Source organism: Streptomyces sp. NPDC007095 (assembly GCF_040634475.1).
Taxonomy (GTDB): domain Bacteria; phylum Actinomycetota; class Actinomycetes; order Streptomycetales; family Streptomycetaceae; genus Streptomyces.
This window is the reverse complement of the sequence record NZ_JBEYFS010000167.1, coordinates 1-20481: the sequence shown is the minus strand read 5'-3', so window position 1 is coordinate 20481 and position 20481 is coordinate 1. Positions and strand designations below refer to the sequence as shown.

Annotated in this window: 23 protein-coding genes; 17 read left to right on the top strand and 6 right to left on the bottom strand. The window is 70.6% G+C overall.

The window, feature by feature from the left end; all coding sequences use genetic code 11:
• Nucleotides 1–41 precede the first annotated feature (41 nt).
• The 9 genes from ald to ABZ656_RS40580 all read left to right on the top strand — a co-directional run bounded on the left by ald (nucleotide 42) and on the right by ABZ656_RS40580 (nucleotide 9209).
• The gene (gene ald, locus ABZ656_RS40620) at nucleotides 42–1166 is read left to right on the top strand and encodes an alanine dehydrogenase (RefSeq protein WP_180362574.1); all 1125 of its coding nucleotides are present in this window, start codon (nucleotides 42–44) and stop codon (nucleotides 1164–1166) included.
• Between the two features lie 423 nt (nucleotides 1167–1589).
• Nucleotides 1590–2717 (top strand): ParA family protein, encoded by a 1128-nt coding sequence (locus ABZ656_RS40615; protein ID WP_075027827.1) that lies wholly within the window; start codon nucleotides 1590–1592, stop codon nucleotides 2715–2717.
• The gene (locus ABZ656_RS40610) at nucleotides 2702–3271 is read left to right on the top strand and encodes a hypothetical protein (RefSeq protein ID WP_101405969.1); all 570 of its coding nucleotides are present in this window, start codon (nucleotides 2702–2704) and stop codon (nucleotides 3269–3271) included. The genes ABZ656_RS40615 and ABZ656_RS40610 overlap by 16 nt, the downstream gene beginning before the upstream one ends.
• 18 nt (nucleotides 3272–3289) lie before the next feature.
• Nucleotides 3290–4570, top strand: coding sequence for a segregation/condensation protein A (locus tag ABZ656_RS40605; RefSeq protein WP_360275209.1), 1281 nt, complete (start codon nucleotides 3290–3292; stop codon nucleotides 4568–4570).
• The gene (gene scpB / locus ABZ656_RS40600; protein WP_101405970.1) at nucleotides 4567–5223 is read left to right on the top strand and encodes an SMC-Scp complex subunit ScpB; all 657 of its coding nucleotides are present in this window, start codon (nucleotides 4567–4569) and stop codon (nucleotides 5221–5223) included. The genes ABZ656_RS40605 and scpB overlap by 4 nt, the downstream gene beginning before the upstream one ends.
• A complete protein-coding gene (locus ABZ656_RS40595; protein ID WP_101405971.1) occupies nucleotides 5223–6368 on the top strand; it encodes a pseudouridine synthase in 1146 nt (381 codons plus the stop codon). Before scpB ends, ABZ656_RS40595 begins: the two co-directional genes overlap by 1 nt.
• A gap of 225 nt (nucleotides 6369–6593) precedes the next feature.
• On the top strand, nucleotides 6594–7337 hold the full coding sequence (locus tag ABZ656_RS40590; protein ID WP_360275204.1) for an NUDIX domain-containing protein: 744 nt from the start codon (nucleotides 6594–6596) through the stop codon (nucleotides 7335–7337).
• A complete protein-coding gene (locus ABZ656_RS40585) occupies nucleotides 7334–8359 on the top strand; it encodes an ADP-ribosylglycohydrolase family protein (RefSeq protein WP_101405972.1) in 1026 nt (341 codons plus the stop codon). The genes ABZ656_RS40590 and ABZ656_RS40585 overlap by 4 nt, the downstream gene beginning before the upstream one ends.
• A 67-nt stretch (nucleotides 8360–8426) precedes the next feature.
• Nucleotides 8427–9209 carry a nucleotidyltransferase domain-containing protein gene (locus ABZ656_RS40580; protein ID WP_360275222.1) on the top strand — a complete coding sequence of 261 codons (783 nt, stop codon included), beginning with the start codon at nucleotides 8427–8429 and terminating at the stop codon, nucleotides 9207–9209.
• Here ABZ656_RS40580 and ABZ656_RS40575 read toward each other — a convergent pair.
• The 4 genes from ABZ656_RS40575 to ABZ656_RS40560 all read right to left on the bottom strand — a co-directional run bounded on the left by ABZ656_RS40575 (nucleotide 9105) and on the right by ABZ656_RS40560 (nucleotide 11703).
• Nucleotides 9105–9887 carry a nucleotidyltransferase domain-containing protein gene (locus ABZ656_RS40575; protein ID WP_101405973.1) on the bottom strand — a complete coding sequence of 261 codons (783 nt, stop codon included), beginning with the start codon at nucleotides 9885–9887 and terminating at the stop codon, nucleotides 9105–9107. The genes ABZ656_RS40580 and ABZ656_RS40575 overlap by 105 nt on opposite strands.
• Nucleotides 9888–9909: 22 nt before the next feature.
• On the bottom strand, nucleotides 9910–10347 hold the full coding sequence (locus ABZ656_RS40570) for a Rieske (2Fe-2S) protein (RefSeq protein WP_360275199.1): 438 nt from the start codon (nucleotides 10345–10347) through the stop codon (nucleotides 9910–9912).
• Nucleotides 10344–10928, bottom strand: a complete 585-nt coding sequence (locus ABZ656_RS40565; protein ID WP_101405975.1) for a DUF6529 family protein — start codon at nucleotides 10926–10928, stop codon at nucleotides 10344–10346. Before ABZ656_RS40565 ends, ABZ656_RS40570 begins: the two co-directional genes overlap by 4 nt.
• Before the next feature lie 106 nt (nucleotides 10929–11034).
• Nucleotides 11035–11703, bottom strand: a complete 669-nt coding sequence (locus ABZ656_RS40560) for a hypothetical protein (RefSeq protein WP_360275219.1) — start codon at nucleotides 11701–11703, stop codon at nucleotides 11035–11037.
• Nucleotides 11704–11938: 235 nt separating this feature from the next.
• On the opposite strand from ABZ656_RS40560, the gene ABZ656_RS40555 reads away from it, so the two are divergent.
• From ABZ656_RS40555 to der, 6 genes are all read left to right on the top strand, one after another.
• Nucleotides 11939–12355: a YidB family protein gene (locus tag ABZ656_RS40555; protein WP_360275216.1), complete on the top strand. Its 417-nt coding sequence runs from the start codon at nucleotides 11939–11941 to the stop codon at nucleotides 12353–12355.
• Nucleotides 12356–12520: 165 nt separating this feature from the next.
• On the top strand, nucleotides 12521–12883 hold the full coding sequence (gene aroH, locus ABZ656_RS40550; RefSeq protein ID WP_054234458.1) for a chorismate mutase: 363 nt from the start codon (nucleotides 12521–12523) through the stop codon (nucleotides 12881–12883).
• Complete coding sequence (locus ABZ656_RS40545; protein WP_101405978.1) at nucleotides 12880–13965, top strand: prephenate dehydrogenase; 1086 nt, start codon at nucleotides 12880–12882, stop codon at nucleotides 13963–13965. Before aroH ends, ABZ656_RS40545 begins: the two co-directional genes overlap by 4 nt.
• A gap of 195 nt (nucleotides 13966–14160) precedes the next feature.
• Complete coding sequence (cmk, locus tag ABZ656_RS40540) at nucleotides 14161–14856, top strand: (d)CMP kinase (protein WP_101405979.1); 696 nt, start codon at nucleotides 14161–14163, stop codon at nucleotides 14854–14856.
• Complete coding sequence (locus ABZ656_RS40535; RefSeq protein ID WP_360275193.1) at nucleotides 14814–15527, top strand: lysophospholipid acyltransferase family protein; 714 nt, start codon at nucleotides 14814–14816, stop codon at nucleotides 15525–15527. The genes cmk and ABZ656_RS40535 overlap by 43 nt, the downstream gene beginning before the upstream one ends.
• Nucleotides 15528–15604: 77 nt before the next feature.
• Nucleotides 15605–17089 carry a ribosome biogenesis GTPase Der gene (gene der, locus ABZ656_RS40530; protein ID WP_101405981.1) on the top strand — a complete coding sequence of 495 codons (1485 nt, stop codon included), beginning with the start codon at nucleotides 15605–15607 and terminating at the stop codon, nucleotides 17087–17089.
• A 63-nt stretch (nucleotides 17090–17152) separates the two neighbouring features.
• On the opposite strand, the gene ABZ656_RS40525 is transcribed toward der, so the two are convergent.
• Nucleotides 17153–17560 (bottom strand): hypothetical protein, encoded by a 408-nt coding sequence (locus ABZ656_RS40525; protein WP_101405982.1) that lies wholly within the window; start codon nucleotides 17558–17560, stop codon nucleotides 17153–17155.
• A 238-nt stretch (nucleotides 17561–17798) separates the two neighbouring features.
• Entirely contained in the window at nucleotides 17799–18572 is a 774-nt protein-coding gene (locus ABZ656_RS40520) for a hypothetical protein (protein WP_101405983.1), read from the bottom strand.
• 539 nt (nucleotides 18573–19111) lie between these two features.
• On the opposite strand from ABZ656_RS40520, the gene ABZ656_RS40515 reads away from it, so the two are divergent.
• Complete coding sequence (locus ABZ656_RS40515) at nucleotides 19112–19828, top strand: transglycosylase family protein (protein WP_101405984.1); 717 nt, start codon at nucleotides 19112–19114, stop codon at nucleotides 19826–19828.
• Nucleotides 19829–19928: 100 nt separating this feature from the next.
• Nucleotides 19929–20393 carry a transglycosylase family protein gene (locus ABZ656_RS40510; protein ID WP_360275188.1) on the top strand — a complete coding sequence of 155 codons (465 nt, stop codon included), beginning with the start codon at nucleotides 19929–19931 and terminating at the stop codon, nucleotides 20391–20393.
• The last annotated feature ends 88 nt before the right edge of the window (nucleotides 20394–20481 follow it).

Genomic DNA, 20481 nt, shown 5'->3' with positions numbered 1-20481 from the left:
CCCGGCCGTGCATAGCCCCAGAACCCTCTGAGTCAAGGACCGTGATCGACGTGAAGGTCGGCATCCCCCGCGAGGTCAAGAACAACGAGTTCCGGGTGGCCATCACCCCCGCCGGTGTGCACGAGCTGGTGCGCAACGGCCACCAGGTCGTCGTCGAGCGGAACGCCGGTGTCGGCTCCTCGATCACGGACGACGAGTACGTTTCCGCCGGTGCGCAGATCCTGGAGACCGCCGACGAGGTCTGGGCCGCCGCCGACCTGCTGCTGAAGGTCAAGGAGCCCATCGCGGAGGAGTACCACCGCCTCCGCAAGGACCAGACCCTCTTCACCTACCTGCACCTGGCCGCGTCCAAGGAGTGCACGGACGCGCTCCTGGAGTCCGGCACCACGGCGATCGCGTACGAGACGGTCGAGCTGCCGAGCCGCGCGCTGCCGCTGCTCGCCCCGATGTCCGAGGTCGCGGGCCGCCTCGCCCCCCAGGTCGGCGCCTACCACCTGATGCGCGCCAACGGCGGCCGCGGTGTGCTGCCCGGCGGTGTCCCCGGTGTGCTGCCCGCCAAGGCGGTCGTCATCGGCGGCGGCGTCTCCGGCTGGAACGCCGCGCAGATCGCCATCGGCATGGGCTTCCAGGTGACCCTGCTCGACCGTGACATCAACAAGCTCAAGGAGGCGGACAAGATCTTCGGCACGAAGATCCAGACCGTCGTCTCCAACGCCTTCGAGCTCGAGAAGGCCTGCCTCGAGGCCGACCTCGTCATCGGTGCGGTCCTCATCCCCGGCGCCAAGGCCCCGAAGCTCGTCACCAACGAGCTGGTCTCCCGGATGAAGGCGGGAAGTGTTCTTGTCGACATCGCGATCGACCAGGGCGGCTGCTTCGAGGACTCCCGCCCGACCACGCACGCCGAGCCGACCTTCCCGGTCCACAACTCGGTCTTCTACTGCGTCGCCAACATGCCCGGCGCCGTGCCCAACACCTCCACGTACGCGCTGACCAACGCCACGCTGCCGTACATCGTGGAACTGGCCAACCGCGGCTGGGCCGAGGCGCTGCGCCGCGACCCCGCGCTGGCCAAGGGCCTCAACACGCACGATGGCAAGGTCGTGTACCGGGAGGTCGCGGAGGCGCACGGCCTGGAGCACGTCGAGCTGGAGTCCCTGCTCGGCTGAGACACCGAAGGGTGACCGGACGCGTGGCCGGCTGACCCATCAATCGGCAAAAGGCGATACGTCAACACAGGTCGTCAACGCCCCGCGCCCGGCCGGACCTTGCCCAGCGAGGTCCGGCCGGGTGTGTGTCGGGTCACTTTGCGACACTCGTTCAACTCGCCACGAACGTAACCCTTCAACCGATTCGCACACCCGTGAAACCTGCCGTGCGACGGCCTTACGCCCTTGACAGAGGGGTGTTCGGTTGCCGACACATCGGGTCGGGTCCGGCGGATTGTGTTGCTGCGGACCGGTGACACGCCATAGAGTCGCCAATCGTCGGCATGGTGCCACGCTGACCTATCTAGAAGTTTCCTGGTCACCAAGGAGGTAAGACGACTTGTGAATGAGTCGACATTTACTCCCGGGGGTGGTCAACCAGGAATGCCGGCGCGGGGCCAGGGCCCCACGGGGCTCGAGGCTGTCGGCTCCGTCGCTGTCCGAACCTTCGCAGCGCAAAAGAGTCCCCGGATGACTCAGACAGCACACCAGAGCATGGATGGCCATCACGTGAACGCCATGGCCGGCAACGGAAGTGGCGGGAACCACACCCACTTCGCCGACTACGACGAACTGCCCGAGGGGCACTTCTACGACCCCGACGCCGAGTACGAGCCCGATCCGGAGTACGCGGCCACGCTCGCGCCCGACGCGGCCCGTCAGCGCCGTGAGCGCGTCGGACCGACCGGACGCCCGCTGCCCTACTTCCCGATCCCGGGTCCGCTGACCAGCCACGGCCCCGCGACGATCATCGCGATGTGCAACCAGAAGGGCGGCGTCGGCAAGACGACGTCGACCATCAACCTGGGCGCCGCGCTCGCGGAGTACGGACGCCGGGTCCTGCTCGTCGACTTCGACCCGCAGGGCGCGCTCTCCGTGGGTCTCGGCGTCAACCCCATGGAGCTCGACCTCACCGTCTACAACCTGCTCATGGAGCGGGGCATGGCGGCCGACGAGGTGCTCCTGAAGACGGCGGTCCCGAACATGGACCTGCTGCCCAGCAACATCGACCTGTCCGCCGCCGAGGTGCAGTTGGTGTCCGAGGTCGCGCGCGAGTCCACGCTTCAGCGCGCGCTGAAGCCCCTGATGGCCGACTACGACTACATCGTGATCGACTGTCAGCCCTCGCTCGGCCTGCTCACCGTCAACGCCCTCACGGCGGCCCACAAGGTGATCGTGCCGCTCGAGTGCGAGTTCTTCGCCCTGCGCGGTGTCGCGTTGCTCACCGAGACCATCGAGAAGGTCCAGGAGCGGCTCAACCCCGAGCTGGAGCTCGACGGCATCCTCGCCACGATGTACGACTCCCGCACGGTGCACAGCCGTGAGGTGCTCGCGCGCGTGGTCGAGGCGTTCGACGATCACGTCTACCACACGGTGATCGGCCGGACCGTCCGCTTCCCGGAGACCACCGTCGCCGGTGAGCCGATCACCACGTACGCCTCCAACTCCGTCGGTGCCGCCGCCTATCGCCAGCTCGCCAGGGAGGTGCTCGCCCGGTGTCACGCCGAGTGAGTCTGCCGGGGGCCGACGAACTGTTCCGTACCACCGGGGGCATGGCGCTCCAGTCATCCACCCCCACCCGCCGGACCAACGGCGAGGCCCGGGTGCCGGCTCCGGCCGGTGAGAGCGACCCGGCCGCCGTAGCCGAGGACGCACCGCAGTCGGTGCCCGTGCAGGGTGGTGACGGCGAGGGCGACGAACACGTCGCGGCGGACGCCGAGGCGGACACGGGAGAGTCCCGCAGCCGGGGTACGGCCCCGGAGGGCTCGGCGCGGCGCCAGGCGACGCAAGAGGGCGCCGGCGGGCAGCCCGCCCGCGGCAGCAAGCGCTCCCGCGCCGCGAACCGCCGGCCCAGCGGGCGGGAGCGGCACGACGAGAAGATCACGGTGTACGTGTCCGCCGAGGAGCTCATGGACCTCGAGCACGCCCGGCTGGTGCTCCGCGGGGAGCACGGGCTCGCGGTCGACCGCGGCCGGATCGTCCGCGAGGCGGTCGCCGTCGTACTCGCCGATCTTGAATCCCGCGGGGACGCGAGCATCCTCGTACGACGGCTTCGCGGGCGGTAGCGGTAGCCTGCGACGGCTATGACCTCGAACGACACCTCTGTCCCCGCCGGCTCCGGCGGCCGTCGCCGTGTCCTGGGCCGGGGCCCCGGCGCGACGCAGGGGCAGGACCGGCGGCCCGAGGAGCGTGCCGAGTCGGCCGAGGGGCCGCCGGTCAAAGGGCGTGCCGAGTCGGTCGAGGAGCCCGTCGAGGCCGCCGCGGAGACGGCGCCCGGGCTTCCTGCGCATGAGAGCGCCGAGCCTCCGGCGGAGACGGCGCCCGAGTCTCCGGCACAGGCCGAGGCCCCGGCGGGGCCGGAGCGTCTGCCCCGTTCTGAGGGTGCTGCCGAGTCCGCGGCTTGCGACGAGGTCGGTGACGGGGTCTTCAAGGTGCGGCTTGCGAACTTCGAGGGGCCGTTCGACCTGCTGCTTCAGTTGATCTCGAAGCACAAGCTCGATGTCACCGAAGTGGCGCTGTCCAAGGTCACCGACGAGTTCATGGCGCACATCAGGGCTATGGGGCCCGACTGGGACCTCGACCAGACGACCGAGTTCCTGGTCGTCGCGGCGACGCTGCTCGATCTGAAGGCCGCCCGGCTGCTCCCGGCCGCCGAGGTCGAGGACGAGGCGGATCTGGCGCTGCTGGAGGCGCGGGACCTGCTGTTCGCGCGGCTGCTCCAGTACCGCGCCTACAAGCAGATCGCGGACATCTTCAACGCCCGGCTGGAGGAAGAGGGCCGCCGCTACCCCCGTACTGTCGGGCTCGAAGCCCACCACGCCGAATTGCTGCCCGAGGTGGTCATCAGCATCGGGGCGGAAGGATTCGCCAGGCTCGCCGTGAAGGCGATGCAGCCCAAGCCCAAGCCGCAGGTGTACGTCGACCACATCCACGCCCCGCTGGTGAGCGTGCAGGAGCAGGCCGGGATCGTGGTGGCGCGGCTGCGGGAGCTCGGGGAGGCCAGTTTCCGCGCCCTCGTCGAGGACACCGAGGACACCCTCACCGTCGTGGCCCGGTTCCTGGCCCTGCTGGAGCTCTACCGGGAGAAGGCCGTCGCCCTCGACCAGGAGGAGGCCCTCGGGGAGCTCATGGTGCGCTGGACGGGCGGGGACGGCGACGACCAGCCGAGGGTGACGGACGAGTTCGACCGCCCGGCGGAGGAGGCCGGGGACGACCGGGCCATGGACGACCGCCCGGCGGAGGAGGCCGGGGACGACCGGGCCATGGACGACCGCCCGGCGGAGGCGGCCGGGGACGACCGGGCCAAGGACGGCGACACCAAGGACGACAAGATCAAGGACGGCGCCAAGGAGGAGAAGGCGTGAGCCGGGAGACCACCGACATCGCGGCGGGCCTGCGTACCGTCGCCGACCTCGACCTGAAGCCCGCCCTGGAGGCCGTCCTCATGGTCGTGGACGAGCCCGCGACCGAGGAGCACCTCGCGAAGATCCTGGAGCGGCCCAAACGGCAGATCAAGGACGCGCTGCGGGAGCTGGCCGACGAGTACACCGTCCAGGGCCGCGGTTTCGAGCTACGGCTCATCGCGGGCGGCTGGCGCTTCTACACCCGGCCCGAGTACGCGGCGGCCGTCGAACGCTTCGTCCTCGACGGGCAGCAGGCCCGGCTGACCCAGGCGGCCCTTGAGACTCTGGCGGTCGTCGCCTACCGCCAGCCGGTGAGCCGATCCCGGGTATCGGCGGTCCGCGGAGTGAACTGTGACGGTGTGATGCGCACCCTGTTGCAGCGCGGTCTGGTCGAGGAGGCGGGCACGGAACCCGAAACAGGTGCGATCCTGTACGTGACGACGAACTACTTCCTGGAGCGAATGGGCCTGCGCGGTCTGGACGAGCTCCCGGAGCTCGCGCCCTTCCTTCCCGAGGCGGACGCGATCGAGGCCGAGACGCTGGAAGGGGTCCCGTCGTTCGATCCGGATGCACCGGATGCAGATGCAGACGACACGACGACGACGGAACTTTGATGCGAAGCAGTGGCAGTGGCAGTGGCAGGAACAGCGGGCGTGGCAACCCGCGGGGAACCGGCGGGGGCAGCAACCCGCGGGGAACCGGCGGGAGCGGCAACCCGCGGGGGAGTGGCGGGAGCGGCTCCCAGCCGAGGAGCGCGGGAGGGCGCGACGACAGGCCGAAGCGTCCCAGCAAGCCCCGCCCTGAGGAGCGCCGCTACGACGTAGGCCCCGGGGCCTCGCCGGACGGCCCGAAGTCCGGGCGCGGCAACGCGGCGCGCGGCGGTGCCAAGGGCGGCCCCAAGCAGGGCCAGCCGCGTGGTGGCCGTACGGAGCCCTCGCGCTCCCGCGAGTACGAGACGCGGACCGAGGAGCGCAACCGGGACCGGTACGCGGGCAAGAAGGAAGTCAAGCTGCCCAAGACCTTCCCGGGCGCCGAGCAGGAGGGCGAACGCCTGCAGAAGGTGCTCGCGCGTGCGGGCTACGGCTCCCGGCGCTCCTGCGAGGAGCTGATCGAGCAGGCCAGGGTCGAGGTCAACGGCGAGATCGTCCTGGAGCAGGGTCTGCGCGTCGACCCGGAGCACGACGAGATCAAGGTCGACGGGCTGACCGTGGCCACGCAGTCGTACCAGTTCTTCTCGCTGAACAAGCCCGCCGGTGTGGTTTCGACCATGGAGGACACGGAGGGCCGGCAGTGCCTCGGTGACTACGTGACGAACCGCGAGACGCGGCTCTTCCACGTCGGGCGGCTCGACACCGAGACCGAGGGCGTCATCCTGCTCACCAACCACGGCGAGCTGGCGCACCGGCTGACCCACCCCAAGTACGGCGTGAAGAAGGTCTACCTCGCGCACATCGTGGGTCCGATCCCGCGCGACCTGGGCAAGCGGCTCAAGGACGGCATCCAGCTGGAGGACGGGTACGCCAAGGCGGACCACTTCCGGGTCGTCGAGCAGACCGGCAAGAACTACCTCGTCGAGGTGACCCTGCACGAGGGCCGCAAGCACATCGTGCGCCGCATGCTCGCGGAGGCCGGCTTCCCGGTCGACAAGCTCGTGCGTGTGGCCTTCGGCCCGATCACCCTGGGCGACCAGAAGTCGGGCTGGCTGCGCCGCCTGTCGAACACCGAGGTCGGGATGCTCATGCAGGAGGTCGATCTCTAGGCCCGCCTGACGGCTCCGGAGGGCGCTGTGCGCCCTCCGCCCGCCTTCACCGCCCTCGGGGAGCACGGCGGGCTCCGACACGCCCCAGGGGCCGCTGAGGGCTTCTGGCACGGATGTGCCGGGAACCGCGCCCGAGGTCTTGTGGGGGCGCGGTTCGGCTTTTTATAGTCGTACTGACTATTACTCGTGCTGATCATGACTCGTGCGGAACCGGGGGCGGGTGACTTGCGCGCAAGGGGAGGTCTCGCCCCCGAGGGCTACGACAAGTACGCCTTCGAACCCTTCGCCGTCACCGTCGACCTCGCCGTCCTGACCGTCCGCGCGGGCGAGCTCGAAGTGCTGCTCGTCGAACGGGGGCAGGAACCGTACGCCGGCCGCTGGGCACTGCCCGGCGGCTTCGTGCTGCCGAAGGAGTCCGCGGAGACGGCCGCCCGGCGTGAACTCGCCGAGGAGACCGGCATCCCGGACCTCTCCTGCCTCCATCTGGAACAGTTGCGGACCTACAGCGAACCCGACCGCGACCCGAGGATGCGGGTCGTCTCCGTCGCGTTCGCCGCGCTGCTCCCCGACCCTCCCGAGCCGCACGGCGGCGGGGACGCGGCGCAGGCCCGGTGGGTGCCGTACGGCTCGGTCGGCCCGCTCGCCTTCGACCACGACCGCATCCTCGCCGACGCCCACGAACGCGTCGGCGCCAAGCTCGAGTACACCTGTCTGGCCACGTCCTTCTGCCCGCCCGAGTTCACCCTCGGTGAGCTGCAGCGGGTCTACGAGACGGTGTGGGGCGCCGTCCTCGACCGGCCCAACTTCCGGCGCAAGGTCCTCGCCACACCCGGGTTCGTCGAACCGGTCCCGGGGGCCGCACGCCTCACCGGAGGCCGCGGCAAACCCGCCGCGCTCTACCGCGCGGGCGGCGCCACCGCCCTGCAGCCACCCCTGCTGCGTCCCCCTTCGGAAGGACGGCCCTCATGACCACCACCCCGACGCTCGCGAAGCACGCCGCCACCGGATCCCTGCTCGGCCTCGCCCTCGGCGACGCGCTGGGCTTCCCGACCGAGTTCAACGACGTCCCCTCGATCCTGGCCAAGTTCGGCCCCTGGCGGGAGATGAAGCTGCCGCGGCCCGCGATCGTCACGGACGACACGCAGATGACGCTGGCGCTGGGGCGGGGACTGCGTACGGCGATGGACCGCGGCCTGCTCACACCGCTGCGGATGGAACGGCCGGTGCGCGAGGAGTTCGTGGACTGGTACCAGTCGCCCGACAACAACCGCGCGCCCGGCCGCACCTGCCTCGTGGCCTGCAACCTCCTGAAGACCGAGGGCCGGCCCTGGCAGGAGGCCAGCCAGATCGACTCCAAGGGGTGCGGGGCCAACATGCGGGTGGCGCCGGTCGGGCTCGTACGGGGGCTCAGCGACGAACAGCGCTCGGGCGCCGCGCAGTTGCAGGCCGCGCTCACCCACGGCCATCCCACCGCGCTCGCCGCCTCGGACCTCACCGCCCACGCCGTGTGGCTCCTCGCCGGAGGCGCCGAGCCGGCCGAACTGATCGGCCTCCTGCGCTCGTACGCCCAGGAGAACCGCGGCCGCTACCTCTCCCGCTGGCTCGGCGACCTGTGGACCCGCAGCCAGGACCCCACACCGGAGCACTTCATCGGACGCGGCTGGGACGAGTGCCTCGAGGTCCTCGACCGCCTTCAGGACGCCGTGCGCACCGCCTCGCCCGAGAGCGACCCGTGCCTGGCCACCGGCGCGGGCTGGATAGCCGAGGAGGCGCTCGCCACCGGACTGCTCTGCTTCCTGCAGTTCGTCGACGAGCCCGTCACCGCGCTGCGCCGCGCGGCCTGCACATCCGGCGACTCCGACTCCATCGCCTGTCTGACGGGCGCGTTCGCCGGCGCCCACCACGGCTCCGACGCCTGGCCGACGGAGTGGGCCGACCGCATCGAGTACCAGAGCGACCTCATGTCGCTGGGGGCGCTCTGGGATGCGTGAGAGACGGTTCCGGGATGCATGAGACTCCGGGATGCATGAGATACGGCTCTGGGATGCTTGAACGATGATCGACGACGTCCTGGACACCGACCTCGCGGCCGTGGTGGCCGAGCAGCCCGACCCGGTGCTGTTCGCCACCGTCTCCGGGGCGCACCTGTACGGCTTCCCCTCGCGCGACTCGGACGTCGACCTCAGAGGCGTGCACCTGCTGTCGGCGGCCGAACTGGTCGGTCTGCGCGAGCCGGACGAGACCCGGTCGAGGATGTGGGACCGGGACGGTGTCGAGATGGACCTCGTCACCCACGACCTGCGCAAGTTCGTACGGCTGATGCTGCGGCGCAACGGCTATGTGCTGGAGCAGTTGCTCTCGCCACTGGTCGTGCACACCGGGGAGGCGCACCGCGAGCTGGTTTCGCTCGCCCCCGGAGTCCTCACCTCCCACCACGCCCACCACTACCGGGGCTTCGCGGCGACCCAGTGGCGGCTGTTCGAGAAGACCCGTGAACTCAAGCCGCTGCTCTACACGTTCCGGGTGCTGCTCACCGGTATCCATCTGATGCGCAGCGGCGAGGTGCAGACCGATCTGCGCACGCTGGTCGCGGAGGTCGGGGAGGCTCCCGTGTATCTGCCCGACCTGATCGCGGCGAAGGCGGAGCGGGAGCACGGGGACGCGGATGTCGACCACACGCGCGTGGCCGCCGACGTGGAGCGGCTGCACGGCGTGCTGGACGTGGCGCAGGACGCCTCAGCGCTGCCGGACGCTCCGTCCGCGTACGACGCCCTGCACGCTTTCGTCGTCCGGGTCCGGCTGGAGGGTCCGGGGAGCTTCGCGGTCCGCGCGGAGGGCTGAGGCGCGGCGGGTGCGCAGGAGGAAGTCCTCGACGCGGGCGTGGTCCGGTTCGGCGGGCAGCGGGCTGTGGGCGGCCGCGTCGTCCGCGTCGGCCGCCAGCCGGGTCATCCAGGCCTCGACCTCCGGCCACGGGACCTCGCCGCGCTTCACCGAGAGCAGCGCCTCGCGCCGTAGGCCGACGTCTGTCGTCAGTGCGCCGGTGCGCAGCAGGTCACGGGAGCTCATGAGGAGGCGCAGGAGGTGCATGGCGTGCTTCCAGCGCGGGGCGCCGTGCTGCCGGACGTCGGCCTCCAGCTTCTTGCGCTGGCCCAGCGCGTAACGGGCGAACGTGTCGTGCGCGCGGCGGGAGAGGAACGCCTCGCGCAGGGCGAGCAGTTCGCGACCCGTGTCGTCGACGTACTCGACGAGAGGGGAGTGCAGGCACTCCAGGATGTTCGGGTTGGCGCGCAGCGCGAGGGTGCAGAAGCGCTCCAGTTCCCAGCTGAACTGTTCCTCGGCCGGCCCCTCGACGTGCGTCGGAGGCTTTTCGAAGCGCCAGAAGAGCGGGGTCGGCGCCAGATACACACCCCGGCGGTCCGTGTCGCTGCCGTCCGTGGCCAGCCCGAAGGCGCGCGAGCCCATCACACAGGAGTAGATCGTGTGGTCGCGCACCAGGGACACCGGGGTCTCGGAATGCATGTCCTGGAGCGTACGTGCCGGCTCACGCCAGGAAGATCGATTTTCCCTTCACCGTGATCTTCTTCGCGGGCAGGGGATGCGGGGCCGGGCCGTGGACCACCGAGGCGTCGGTGATGCGGTACTTGCTGCCGTGGCAGGGGCAGTCGATGGTGCCGTCGGCGACCTTGTTCACCGTGCAGCCCAGGTGGGTGCAGATCGCCGAGAAGGCCTTGAACTCGCCCTTCTTCGGCTGGGTGACCACGACCTTCTCTTCCTTGAAGATCTTGCCGCCGCCGACCGGGATGGCACTCTTGTCGGCGAGTTCCTTGCCGGCTGAGTGCTTGGAGGAGGCGATCGGGGAGGTGGTCGCGGTGGGGGATGCTGCTGACGAACTGTTGCTGTCGCCGTACTTGCTGCACCCCGCGAGCAGGAAGGCCGCGCCCGTTCCGAGAACCGTGCGCCGCGCCGGGGGGTTCGTCATGTCGTCACTCCGAACGTACGGAAGAACCAGAGAGCCGACGTCAGCCAGATGGCCGTGAGGACGACGAAGACGAGTCCTCCGACCAGGGGCAGCAGCCAGCCGGGCAGTCGCTCCGAGCGGAGCAAGAGCATTTTGGCACTAAATGCACCGAAGAAGAAGCAGCCCAGGAGCGAATGCCACATCACCCGCGGTTCGTACGTCTGATAGCCCAACGCGTACAGGCAGTGCACCGCGACCGGCACCGCCACCAGGAACGCGACCCGCCCCGACCAGCGGTGCAGCGTCGGCGCCCAGCTCGGCCCGGGCAGCTTCCCGTAGACCATGAACGCCGAGACCAGCTGGACCAGTGCGAAGGCGAACGCCGTCGTCGCCAGCCACGACTTCACCGCGCCCGTGCTGCTGAACCCCGCGAGGTTGAAGGCGGTCCCCGTGGGGTGGTGCGACTTGCCATAGGTGCCGAGGCCGACCGCGACCGCCGCGGCGACCAGGGCGGGGACGATATAGCGGGCCGCGCCCGGGCGGCGGTGGGCGGGCGGGGGAGAGGGGAAGCCCTGGGTGGCGGCGTTCGGATCCACGGTCATATCGGTTCCCGATCAGGAAAGGGCCAGGAAAGGGTTCACGAACGGGTCTTGGGGTGACGGGTCTTGGAGTGGCGCGTCTTGGAGTGACAGGTCTTGGAGTGACGGGTCATGGAGTGGCGGGCGAGGCGGTGAGCGTCTGTCCGTCGGCCGTCACGGTGCCGGTCTCCGGGTCGATCGTCGGCGCCGCCGCGGGCTTGCCGTCACGGTCGAGGATGCCGACCTGCTTGCCGCCGGGCAGCACGATCCAGCCGCCGTCGAGCCTGGCGCCGCGCACCGTGGCGGTCGCGCGGTAGAGCCCGGACGGCTTGACCGCCTTGTCGGCGGTGAACGCGTAGCGCTGCCCGCCGAGGTCGACGGTGCCGCGGATGCTTCTGCCGCCCTTGAGCGTGCCGTTCAGTTCGGCGCCGTGCTTGCCGGTGAGCTTCATGGTGCCGTCGTCCTTGACGTCGCCCTTCAGCCACGACTCCTTGCTACGGCCGTCGCAGAAGTACGCGATCGCCTTGCCGCCCCGCAGGGAGACGGCGACCGCCGAGGAGTTGTCGTCGGTGCGGCCCGCGTAGTCGGCGTTCGGCGGCGCGCTCTTCGAAGGGGGCGGGGGACTCGACGGCGGTGACGTACTGGTGGGCGGCGGGCTCGCCTGTGGCGTGGCGCTGGGCGAGGTCTCTTGGTACGACGAGGACGCGTTCTTCGTCCCCGTCGTCGCGTTGAGCGTCAGCATGAACACGGCGAGCAGGAGCCCCGCCAGAAGGGTGAGCAGCGGTCCTGGGCGTTTCATACGGGGCATGCGGGCCTCCCCCGAGGCGAGTCTCCTGCCATGAGAGCGGACCCGTGCCCCGGCGTCCAGAGGCGCACGGGTGTGTTCTCACTACAAGTGGCGGGATAGGGCGATTCAGGTGACATCGACGGAGACCTGGGCCGGGCGGTGACCTGCCCCCCGGTCGTACTCCCGAAAGGCACTCCCCGAAACTCACACTCGAAAGGCGTGACCATGGCGGGCAGATCTCGGCGGCCTGCTCGGCGGTCTCCTCGGCGGAGGCAGCCAGGCGGGAACCGGCGGTTCCGGCGCGGGCAATATCCTCGGCGCGCTGCTCGGCGCCCTGGGCGGTGGCGGTGGCGGTGGCCGGGCGGCCGGCGGCAATCCCCTGGGCGGCCTGCTGGACATGCTCACCAAGTCCGGCCTGATCGACCAGGCCCAGTCGTGGATCGGCACGGGGGAGAACAAACCCGTCAGCGGTGAGCAGATCGCCCGGGCCCTGCCCGGCGACACCCTCCAGGAGGTCGCCGCACAGGCCGGCGTCAGCCCTCAGGAGGCCGCGGACCAGATCGCCCAGCACCTGCCCCAGGCGGTCGACAAACTGACCCCGAGCGGAGAGCTGCCGCAGCCGGGCGCCTCCCTGGAGGACCTCATCAGGCAGCAGTCGCTCTGAGCCGCTCCGAGACGTGCTCCCTTTCGTGCGCGGCGGCCGTCTCGTCAGGCGGGCGCCGCGCACTCGCGCGTTGCGGCCTGACTACGCTGGTGTGACAAGACGAGACACGACGACATACGACGAGATACGACCAGTACGTAGCTCGGCTCAGCGAGGAGTGACACCGTGGCGGTACGAGCGGTCCGGGGCGCCGTCCAACTGGAACGGGACGAGGCCGGCCACATGGACGAGCAGGTCAGCGAGCTGCTCACCGCCGTCCTGGAGCGGAATGGTCTCACCACCGACGACCTCATCAGCATCTGGTTCACCGCGACGCCCGATCTGCACAGCGACTTCCCGGCCGCCGCCGCCCGCAAGCTCGGCATCGTCGACGTGCCGCTGATCTGCGCGCAGGAGCTGGACATCGAGGGCGCGATGCCCCGGGTCGTACGGGTCCTCGCGCACATCGAGTCAGACAAGCCCCGCGCCGACATCGCGCACGTCTACCTGGGCGCCGCGGGCGCGCTGCGCAAGGACATCGCCCAGTGAGAACCGCGCTCGTCATCGGAACCGGGCTGATCGGTACGTCGGCGGCCCTCGCGCTCTCCCAGCGGGGCGTCGTCGTCCACCTCACCGACCACGACCCGGAGCAGGCCCGTACGGCGGCCGCGCTCGGCGCCGGCACCGACGAGGCGCCCGGCGGGCCTGTGGACCTCGCGATCGTGGCGGCCCCGCCGGCGCACGTGGCGGCGACGCTCGCGGACGCCATGCGGCGTGGGGTCGCGCGCGGCTACCTCGACGTGGCGAGCGTCAAGGGCGGACCGCGCCGCGAGCTGGAGGCGCTCGGCCTCGACCTCTCCGCGTACATCGGTTCGCACCCCATGTCGGGCCGTGAGAAGTCGGGCCCGCTGGCCGCGACGGGCGACCTCTTCGAAGGCCGCCCCTGGGTTCTCACCCCCACGCGGGACACGGACACCGAGGTCCTGAACCTCGCCCTCGAGCTGGTGTCGCACTGCCGTGCCGTCCCGGTCGTCATGGACGCCGACGCCCACGACCGCGCGGTCGCGCTCGTCTCCCACATGCCGCACCTGGTGTCCAGCATGGTCGCCGCGCGCCTGGAGAACGCGGAGGAGGCGGCGGTACGGCTGTGCGGGCAGGGCATCCGTGACGTGACCCGGATCGCGGCCTCCGACCCCCGGATGTGGATCGACATCCTCTCCGCGAATCCGGGCCCGGTCGCCGACCTCCTCGCGGACGTCTCCGCCGACCTCGACGAGACAGTCCAGGCCCTGCGCGCCCTCCAGTCCTCCGACGACGCCAAGCGGCGCGAGGGCGTGAGCGGCATCGAGGACGTGCTGCGCCGCGGCAACGCGGGCCAGGTCCGCGTCCCCGGCAAGCACGGCGCCGCGCCGCTGACGTACGAGACGGTGGCCGTCCTCATCGACGACCAGCCCGGCCAGCTGGCCCGCATCTTCGCCGACGCGGGGGCCGCCGGAGTCAACATCGAGGATGTACGCATCGAGCACGCGACCGGACAGCAGGCCGGCCTCGTCCAGCTGATGGTGGAGCCGAAGGCGGCACCGGTACTGAGCACGGCACTACGGGAACGGGGATGGGCGCTGCGGCAGTAGGGCCGTCGTCCGGCCCCGCTGGCGACAGCAGGGCCGGTGTCCGGAGTGGGTGGCCTGTGTGGTGGGCCATGGTGCGGCGGGTGATCGGCCCCGGGAAGGGCCAGTAATGCGGGGTCCGGGAAGCCAGTAACCTTGTGCGGGGCGCGATCGTGCCCCGCACAGACCTCCACCCCGCACCAGGAAGGTGTTCCCACCGTGGAAAACGGCGCCGCCCGGCCCGCCCAGGCAGTGATTGTCGCCATCGACGGCCCCTCCGGCACGGGCAAGTCGAGCACCTCCAAGGCCGTGGCCGCGCAGCTGGGCCTCAGCTACCTGGACACGGGCGCGCAGTACCGGGCGATCACCTGGTGGATGGTGACCAACGGCATCGACATCACGGACCCGACCGCGATCGCCGCCGTGACCGGAAAGCCGGAGATCATCTCCGGGACCGACCCGTCCGCGCCGGCCATCACGGTCGACGGGACCGACGTCGCGGGCCCGATCCGCACCCAGGAGGTCACCTCCAAGGTCAGCGCGGTCAGCGCGGTGCCCGAGGTGCGCGCCCGGATCACCGAGCTGCAGCGTTCGATCGCGGCCGCCGCCGAGCTGGGCATAGTCGTCGAGGGACGCGACATCGGCACCACCGTGCTGCCGGACGCCGATCTGAAGATCTTCCTCACCGCCTCCCCGGAGGCGCGTGCCTCCCGCCGCAGCGGTGAGCTGAAGGGCGCGGACGTCAACAGCACCCGCGAGGCCCTGCTCAAGCGGGACGCCGCCGACTCCAGCCGTAAGACCTCCCCCCTCGCCAAGGCGGACGACGCGGTCGAGGTGGACACCTCCGACCTCACGCTCCAGCAGGTCATCGAGTGCGTCGTCACCCTCGTCGAGGAGAAGCGGGCCGCCAAGTGACCGCAACCTCCGAGAGAGGCGCCGAGGTAGGGCGCCGTATCGGCGTCGGCCTGATGTACGGGCTGTGGAAGCCGCGCGTGCTCGGCGCCTGGAAGGTCCCCGCGACCGGCCCGGCGATCCTGGCCGTGAACCACTCGCACAACATCGACGGCCCGATGGTCATGGGCGTGGCGCCCCGCCCCACCCACTTCCTGATCAAGAAGGAAGCGTTCATCGGCCCGCTCGACCCCTTCCTGCTCGCCATCGGCCAGCTGAAGGTGGACCGTGAGACCACCGACCGCACCGCCATCACCGACGCCCTCGGAGTTCTGTCGTCCGGTGGCGTGCTCGGGATCTTCCCGGAGGGCACCCGCGGCGACGGCGACTTCGCCTCGCTGCGTGCCGGACTCGCGTACTTCGCGGTGCGCTCCGGCGCGCCGATCGTCCCGGTGGCGGTCCTGGGAAGTTCCGAGAAGAGCAGCCGGTTGACAAAGGCGCTGCCCCCGCTCCGCAGCCGGGTCGACGTCGTCTTCGGAGACCCCTTCGAGGCGGGCGACGGCAGCGGACGGCGTACCCGCAAGGCGCTGGACGAGGCGACCGCCCGCATTCAGAAGCAGCTGAGCGCCCACCTGGACCACGCCAGGCGTCTGACCGGACGCCCGGAAAACGCCGGGCGCCCCACCGGGCACTAGGCGACACTTGAGTAGTGGATCACCCGATATGCGGGCGGTCCACCGATCACCACGATGAACGACGAGGTACGGACTTCATGAACGACCACATCCAGCCCGACGGCTCGGCCGGCCCGGCCGAGCACGAGCACGGGGCGCTTGGCGATGCCGAGTACGCGGAGTTCATGGAGCTCGCCGCGGAAGAGGGCTTCGACATCGAGGACGTCGAGGGCGCGATCGAGGAGGCGGGCCACGGTCCGCTGCCCGTTCTCGCCGTCGTCGGCCGGCCCAATGTCGGCAAGTCGACCCTGGTGAACCGGATCATCGGCCGCCGTGAGGCGGTCGTCGAGGACAAGCCCGGCGTCACCCGCGACCGCGTCACCTACGAGGCCGAGTGGGCGGGCCGCCGCTTCAAGCTCGTCGACACCGGCGGCTGGGAGCAGGACGTCCTCGGCATCGACGCGTCCGTGGCCGCGCAGGCCGAGTACGCGATCGAGGCGGCCGACGCGGTCGTCTTCGTCGTCGACGCCAAGGTCGGCGCGACCGACACCGACGAGGCGGTCGTCCGTCTGCTGCGCAAGGCCGGCAAGCCCGTCGTGCTGTGCGCCAACAAGGTCGACGGCCCGAGCGGCGAGGCCGACGCCTCGTACCTCTGGTCCCTCGGTCTCGGCGAGCCGCACCCCGTCTCCGCGCTGCACGGCCGTGGCACCGGCGACATGCTGGACGCCGTCCTCGAGGCCCTGCCCGAGGCCCCGGCGCAGACCTTCGGCGCCGCGGTGGGCGGCCCCCGCCGCATCGCCCTCATCGGCCGCCCGAACGTCGGCAAGTCCTCGCTCCTGAACAAGGTGGCCAACGAGGACCGCGTGGTCGTCAACGAGATCGCGGGCACCACCCGTGACCCGGTCGACGAGCTGATCGAACTCGGCGGGGTCACCTGGAAGTTCGTCGACACGGCGGGCATCCGCAAGCGCGTCCACCTTCAGCAGGGCGCGGACTACTACGCCTCGCTGCGCACGGCCGCCGCCGTCGAGAAGGCCGAGGTCGCGGTCATCCTGATCGACGCGTCCGAGACCATCTCCGTACAGGACCAGCGCATCGTGACGATGGCCGTCGAGGCGGGCCGCGCGATCGTCCTCGCCTTCAACAAGTGGGACACCCTCGACGAGGAGCGCCGCTACTACCTGGAGCGGGAGATCGAGACCGAGCTCCTCCAGGTGGCGTGGGCGCCCCGGGTGAACGTCTCGGCGCGCACCGGACGGCACATGGAGAAGCTCGTCCCCGCGATCGAGGCGGCCCTGGACGGCTGGGAGACCCGTGTCCCGACCGGCCGTCTGAACGCCTTCCTCGGCGAGCTCGTCGCCGCCCACCCGCACCCGGTCCGCGGCGGCAAGCAGCCCCGCATCCTCTTCGGAACGCAGGCCGGCACCAAGCCCCCGCGGTTCGTGCTCTTCGCCTCCGGCTTCATCGAGCACGGCTACCGGCGCTTCATCGAGCGCCGACTGCGCGAGGAGTTCGGCTTCGAGGGGACGCCGATCCACATCTCCGTACGGGTGCGTGAGAAGCGCGGCACCAAGAAGAAGTGACGTAGCGACAGGTGAGGGGCGGCTCCCGTGGGAGCCGCCCCTCACCTGTTCAACCGTTTCTGTTCACAGCCCCCTGCGGGGCGCGGGCGGCAGCGCGGCCGGGATGTGGTGCAGTCCCGTACCGTCCTGGCGCGCCACCGGCTGCCAGACGCCGGTCGTCGACGTGCCCTGACCTTGCTGGGAGCCGCCGTTGCGCGCGGAGTACGCCCCCGCGCTGTAGGAGCTGTACGACGAGGGGTACGAGGATCCGCCGTACGCGCTGGAACCCTGTGTCAGGATCCCGAAGGCCGTGAAGCCGAGCTGGTCCTCGCCGTGGCGGTCGCCGGGCAGGGCCTTGAACGATCTGACCCACTCGGCGTAGAGCGCGTCATAGATCGGCGTGGCCGATGGGGCGCGCGGAGGATCCTGAGCCGATCGCGCGGCCGGGATCTGCTGGAAGGGCTGGCGGCGGGGGGCGTCGTAGGTGTGCACGTATGTGCCAACGACCCCACAGCCCAACAGATGCGGTCACACCTTTGCTTCAGCCCGCCCGTCAGGGGCGCAAGCCCTTTGGAGGCGCGGGGAACTGCGCGCTCAGCCACGACGGACCCGCGGCCGAAGAACGCACCTGTCGCGCCCCGACAAGGGGCGCGGGGAACTGCGCGACCAGCCACGACGGACCCGCACAAGGCGACGCACCGCAGCTCCCCGGCTCAACCCGGTGGAACGCTCACGTTCCGGCGAGCGGCATCGCGGCAGCCACCAACTTCCCGTTCGCCGCCGCCTTGTCCAGCGCGTCCCGCAGCAGATCCTCCCGCGGCTGCCGTCCGATCGACCCGACCGGCGCCGCGAACAGCAGCACCTGCTGGTGCTTGTTGGCGGCGGCCCGCCAGCTCTCGGCGACCTGGAGTGCCTGGTGCGCCTGCCACCAGGCGACGGGCGACCCGCCCCCGGTGCCCGGCTGGAGCACGGCGTGCAGCTGCCCCACGGCGAGCAGCACGGACCACCCGTGCAGCACCGGCGGCACCGAGCTCAGCTCGGTCACCGGCATGAACCCCTGTTCGATGAGGAGCGGCAGGAAGTCGTCACCGATGTCCGTCGAGCCGGGCCGCACGATGGGTCCCGTCGGCTCGACGACGAGCGCGGGGTGCAACTCGCCGCTGATCAGGATGAGTCCGCTGGTCACGCCGAGCACGGCCTGCTCGGGCGCGGCCTGCTCGGGCACGCCGTCGGGGTTGATCGAGCGGACGGCGCCCTGGAGTTGCTCCTCGGTGACCTGGACGACCTGTGAGGGCAGACAGGTGGCGTGGGCGAAGGCGAGCACGGCGGTCTCGTCGCCGATGAACAGGACGGTGCTGGTGCGCTCCTGTTCCGAGTCGCCCGGGGTGCGGCAGGACGTGCAGTCGTAACTGCCCGGGGCGTTCTCTCCGGCGAGCAGCCGGTCGGCTTCTTCGTCGCCGATCTCGGCGCGTACGTCGTCGCTGACGTCGAGCATGCGCGGCACGGGTGGCTCCTCGGGATGCGGTACGTGGTGATGCCGGGTGGCTCCCGGCCCATGAATCCGGGGGTCCCGGCTCATGAAGATGACAACGGGCGATCTGTGGCCGGAGTCACGCCCGGGAGCGAACGGAATCGAACCATCCGACGCGCAGGGTGATCCCTTGTGCGGAATCTGTTACTCCGAGCCAACTTCGTGTGCGTTCAAGGAAGTTGGTTCCGTGAAGTGGGTCACAGGTCACTTGAGCGGCTGGTCGACAAATCCTGAAATCAGCCTATGAAGTGGGTGGCTGAAAATCGCCGATACCCGCGGTAACTGTGAACTGGCCTCGAATGACACCGAGTTGGTTGATATCGGGGCGACCACCTCCATAGATTTCTCGGCCGTGTGCACAGAGCACCGCTCGGGTACGTCCGCCGGCCGAACCGTACGACTGGTTCGCAGCACCACCTCCGGCGGACGGGGCGGAGCACGACGACCGCGTCCTACGCGCAGGAAGTCGCGCCCCGCCTTGGGGGATCCCGGGTGTTTCGAGAGGGAACTACATGTCCGCATGTGCCGATAACACTCGTAAGGTTCGTACGACGCGTACGACGGCGGTCCTCGCCGGGGCGGCTCTGCTCGCCCCGCTCGGACTGCTCGCCGCGACCGGCAACGCCGCCGCGGCCGACAGCGGAGTGTGGGACCGCATCGCCAAGTGCGAGAGCGGCGGAAACTGGCACATCAACACCGGCAACGGCTACTACGGAGGACTGCAGTTCTCCGCCGGCACCTGGCGGGCGTACGGCGGTTCGGCCTATGCGTCGACCGCCGACAAGGCCTCCAAGGCCGCCCAGATAGCCGTCGCCACCAAGGTCCAGAACGCACAGGGATGGGGCGCCTGGCCCACCTGTTCGGCGCGGGCCGGAGCGTACGGCAACGCACCCGCGTCCTCGGGCGCCGCGTCGTCCGGAGGGTCGGCCACCACGAAGTCGGCACCCGAGGCTGCACCCAGGTCGACGTCGAAGTCGGCCGCCAAGTCGGCTCCCGCCAAGTCGACGACCAAGTCGGCCCCCGCACAGGCGTCCGAGGCCCCGGCGCGCGCATCCGGCCACACGAACCGCGCGGCGTCCCGCGGCGACTACACCGTCCGCGGCGGCGACACCCTGAGCGGCATCGCGGAGCGGCACGGAACGACCTGGCGGAAGATCTACGCCGCCAACCGGGCGGTCATCGGCGGTGACCCCGACCTGATCATGCCCGGCCAGCGGCTCGACCTCTGAGCCCCGGCTCCACTCCGCCGCCCCATCCCGGTCCTCCGACCGGGTGGGGCCCCGGGCGCGGCGGGGCGGACGCGCCCGGTGTGCTGTTTAACGTGACCCGATGCACCTCGAGCCGACGTCATCGCCCCTGTCGAACAAGCGCATGCGGTACGTGGCCGCGACCGTCGTCGCCGCCACCCTGGCCGTCCTCGTTCCCGCGAGGGCGGCCGTCGCGTCCCCGCCCCCGTTGTCCCCGTTGTCCGGCCGGCCGGCGGGGCGGGTGTCGTACAACTGTGCTCGGGACCACTGGCCCTGGGGCTGCCTGGCCAAGTGCGAGAGCGGCGGGCGCTGGCACGCGAACACCGGAAACCACCACTACGGAGGACTGCAGTTCAGGCAGGCCACCTGGGTGGCGTTCGGCGGTCTGGCGTACGCCCCGCGTGCGGACCTGGCCCGGCGGAAGGAGCAGATCAAGGTCGCCAAGCGGGTGGTGCACGTCCAGGGGTGGGGCGCCTGGCCCGTTTGTGCCAAGAGGTACAAACTCCGGAACCACACTCGTGTGATGAACCCCGGTCGGACGTTCTAGGTCCTGTCGTCAAATTCCCGTCGTCCGCCCGGAGGGCGGGCCCTGCGGCGTCAGGTGCGTGCTCTCGGCGTGCCGGGCACAGGCCCTC

Excerpts from the sequence above, each read along its gene's own strand:
- ABZ656_RS40615 (WP_075027827.1), top strand. The coding sequence starts at position 1,590 with ATGCCGGCGCGGGGCCAGGGCCCCACGGGGCTCGAGGCTGTCGGCTCC.
- ABZ656_RS40605 (WP_360275209.1), top strand. The coding sequence starts at position 3,290 with ATGACCTCGAACGACACCTCTGTCCCCGCCGGCTCCGGCGGCCGTCGC.
- ABZ656_RS40595 (WP_101405971.1), top strand. The coding sequence starts at position 5,223 with ATGCGAAGCAGTGGCAGTGGCAGTGGCAGGAACAGCGGGCGTGGCAAC.
- ABZ656_RS40585 (WP_101405972.1), top strand. The coding sequence starts at position 7,334 with ATGACCACCACCCCGACGCTCGCGAAGCACGCCGCCACCGGATCCCTG.
- ABZ656_RS40575 (WP_101405973.1), bottom strand. The coding sequence starts at position 9,887 with ATGCATTCCGAGACCCCGGTGTCCCTGGTGCGCGACCACACGATCTAC.
- ABZ656_RS40570 (WP_360275199.1), bottom strand. The coding sequence starts at position 10,347 with ATGACGAACCCCCCGGCGCGGCGCACGGTTCTCGGAACGGGCGCGGCC.
- ABZ656_RS40565 (WP_101405975.1), bottom strand. The coding sequence starts at position 10,928 with ATGACCGTGGATCCGAACGCCGCCACCCAGGGCTTCCCCTCTCCCCCG.
- ABZ656_RS40560 (WP_360275219.1), bottom strand. The coding sequence starts at position 11,703 with ATGAAACGCCCAGGACCGCTGCTCACCCTTCTGGCGGGGCTCCTGCTC.
- der (WP_101405981.1), top strand. The coding sequence starts at position 15,605 with ATGAACGACCACATCCAGCCCGACGGCTCGGCCGGCCCGGCCGAGCAC.
- ABZ656_RS40515 (WP_101405984.1), top strand. The coding sequence starts at position 19,112 with ATGTCCGCATGTGCCGATAACACTCGTAAGGTTCGTACGACGCGTACG.
- ABZ656_RS40510 (WP_360275188.1), top strand. The coding sequence starts at position 19,929 with ATGCACCTCGAGCCGACGTCATCGCCCCTGTCGAACAAGCGCATGCGG.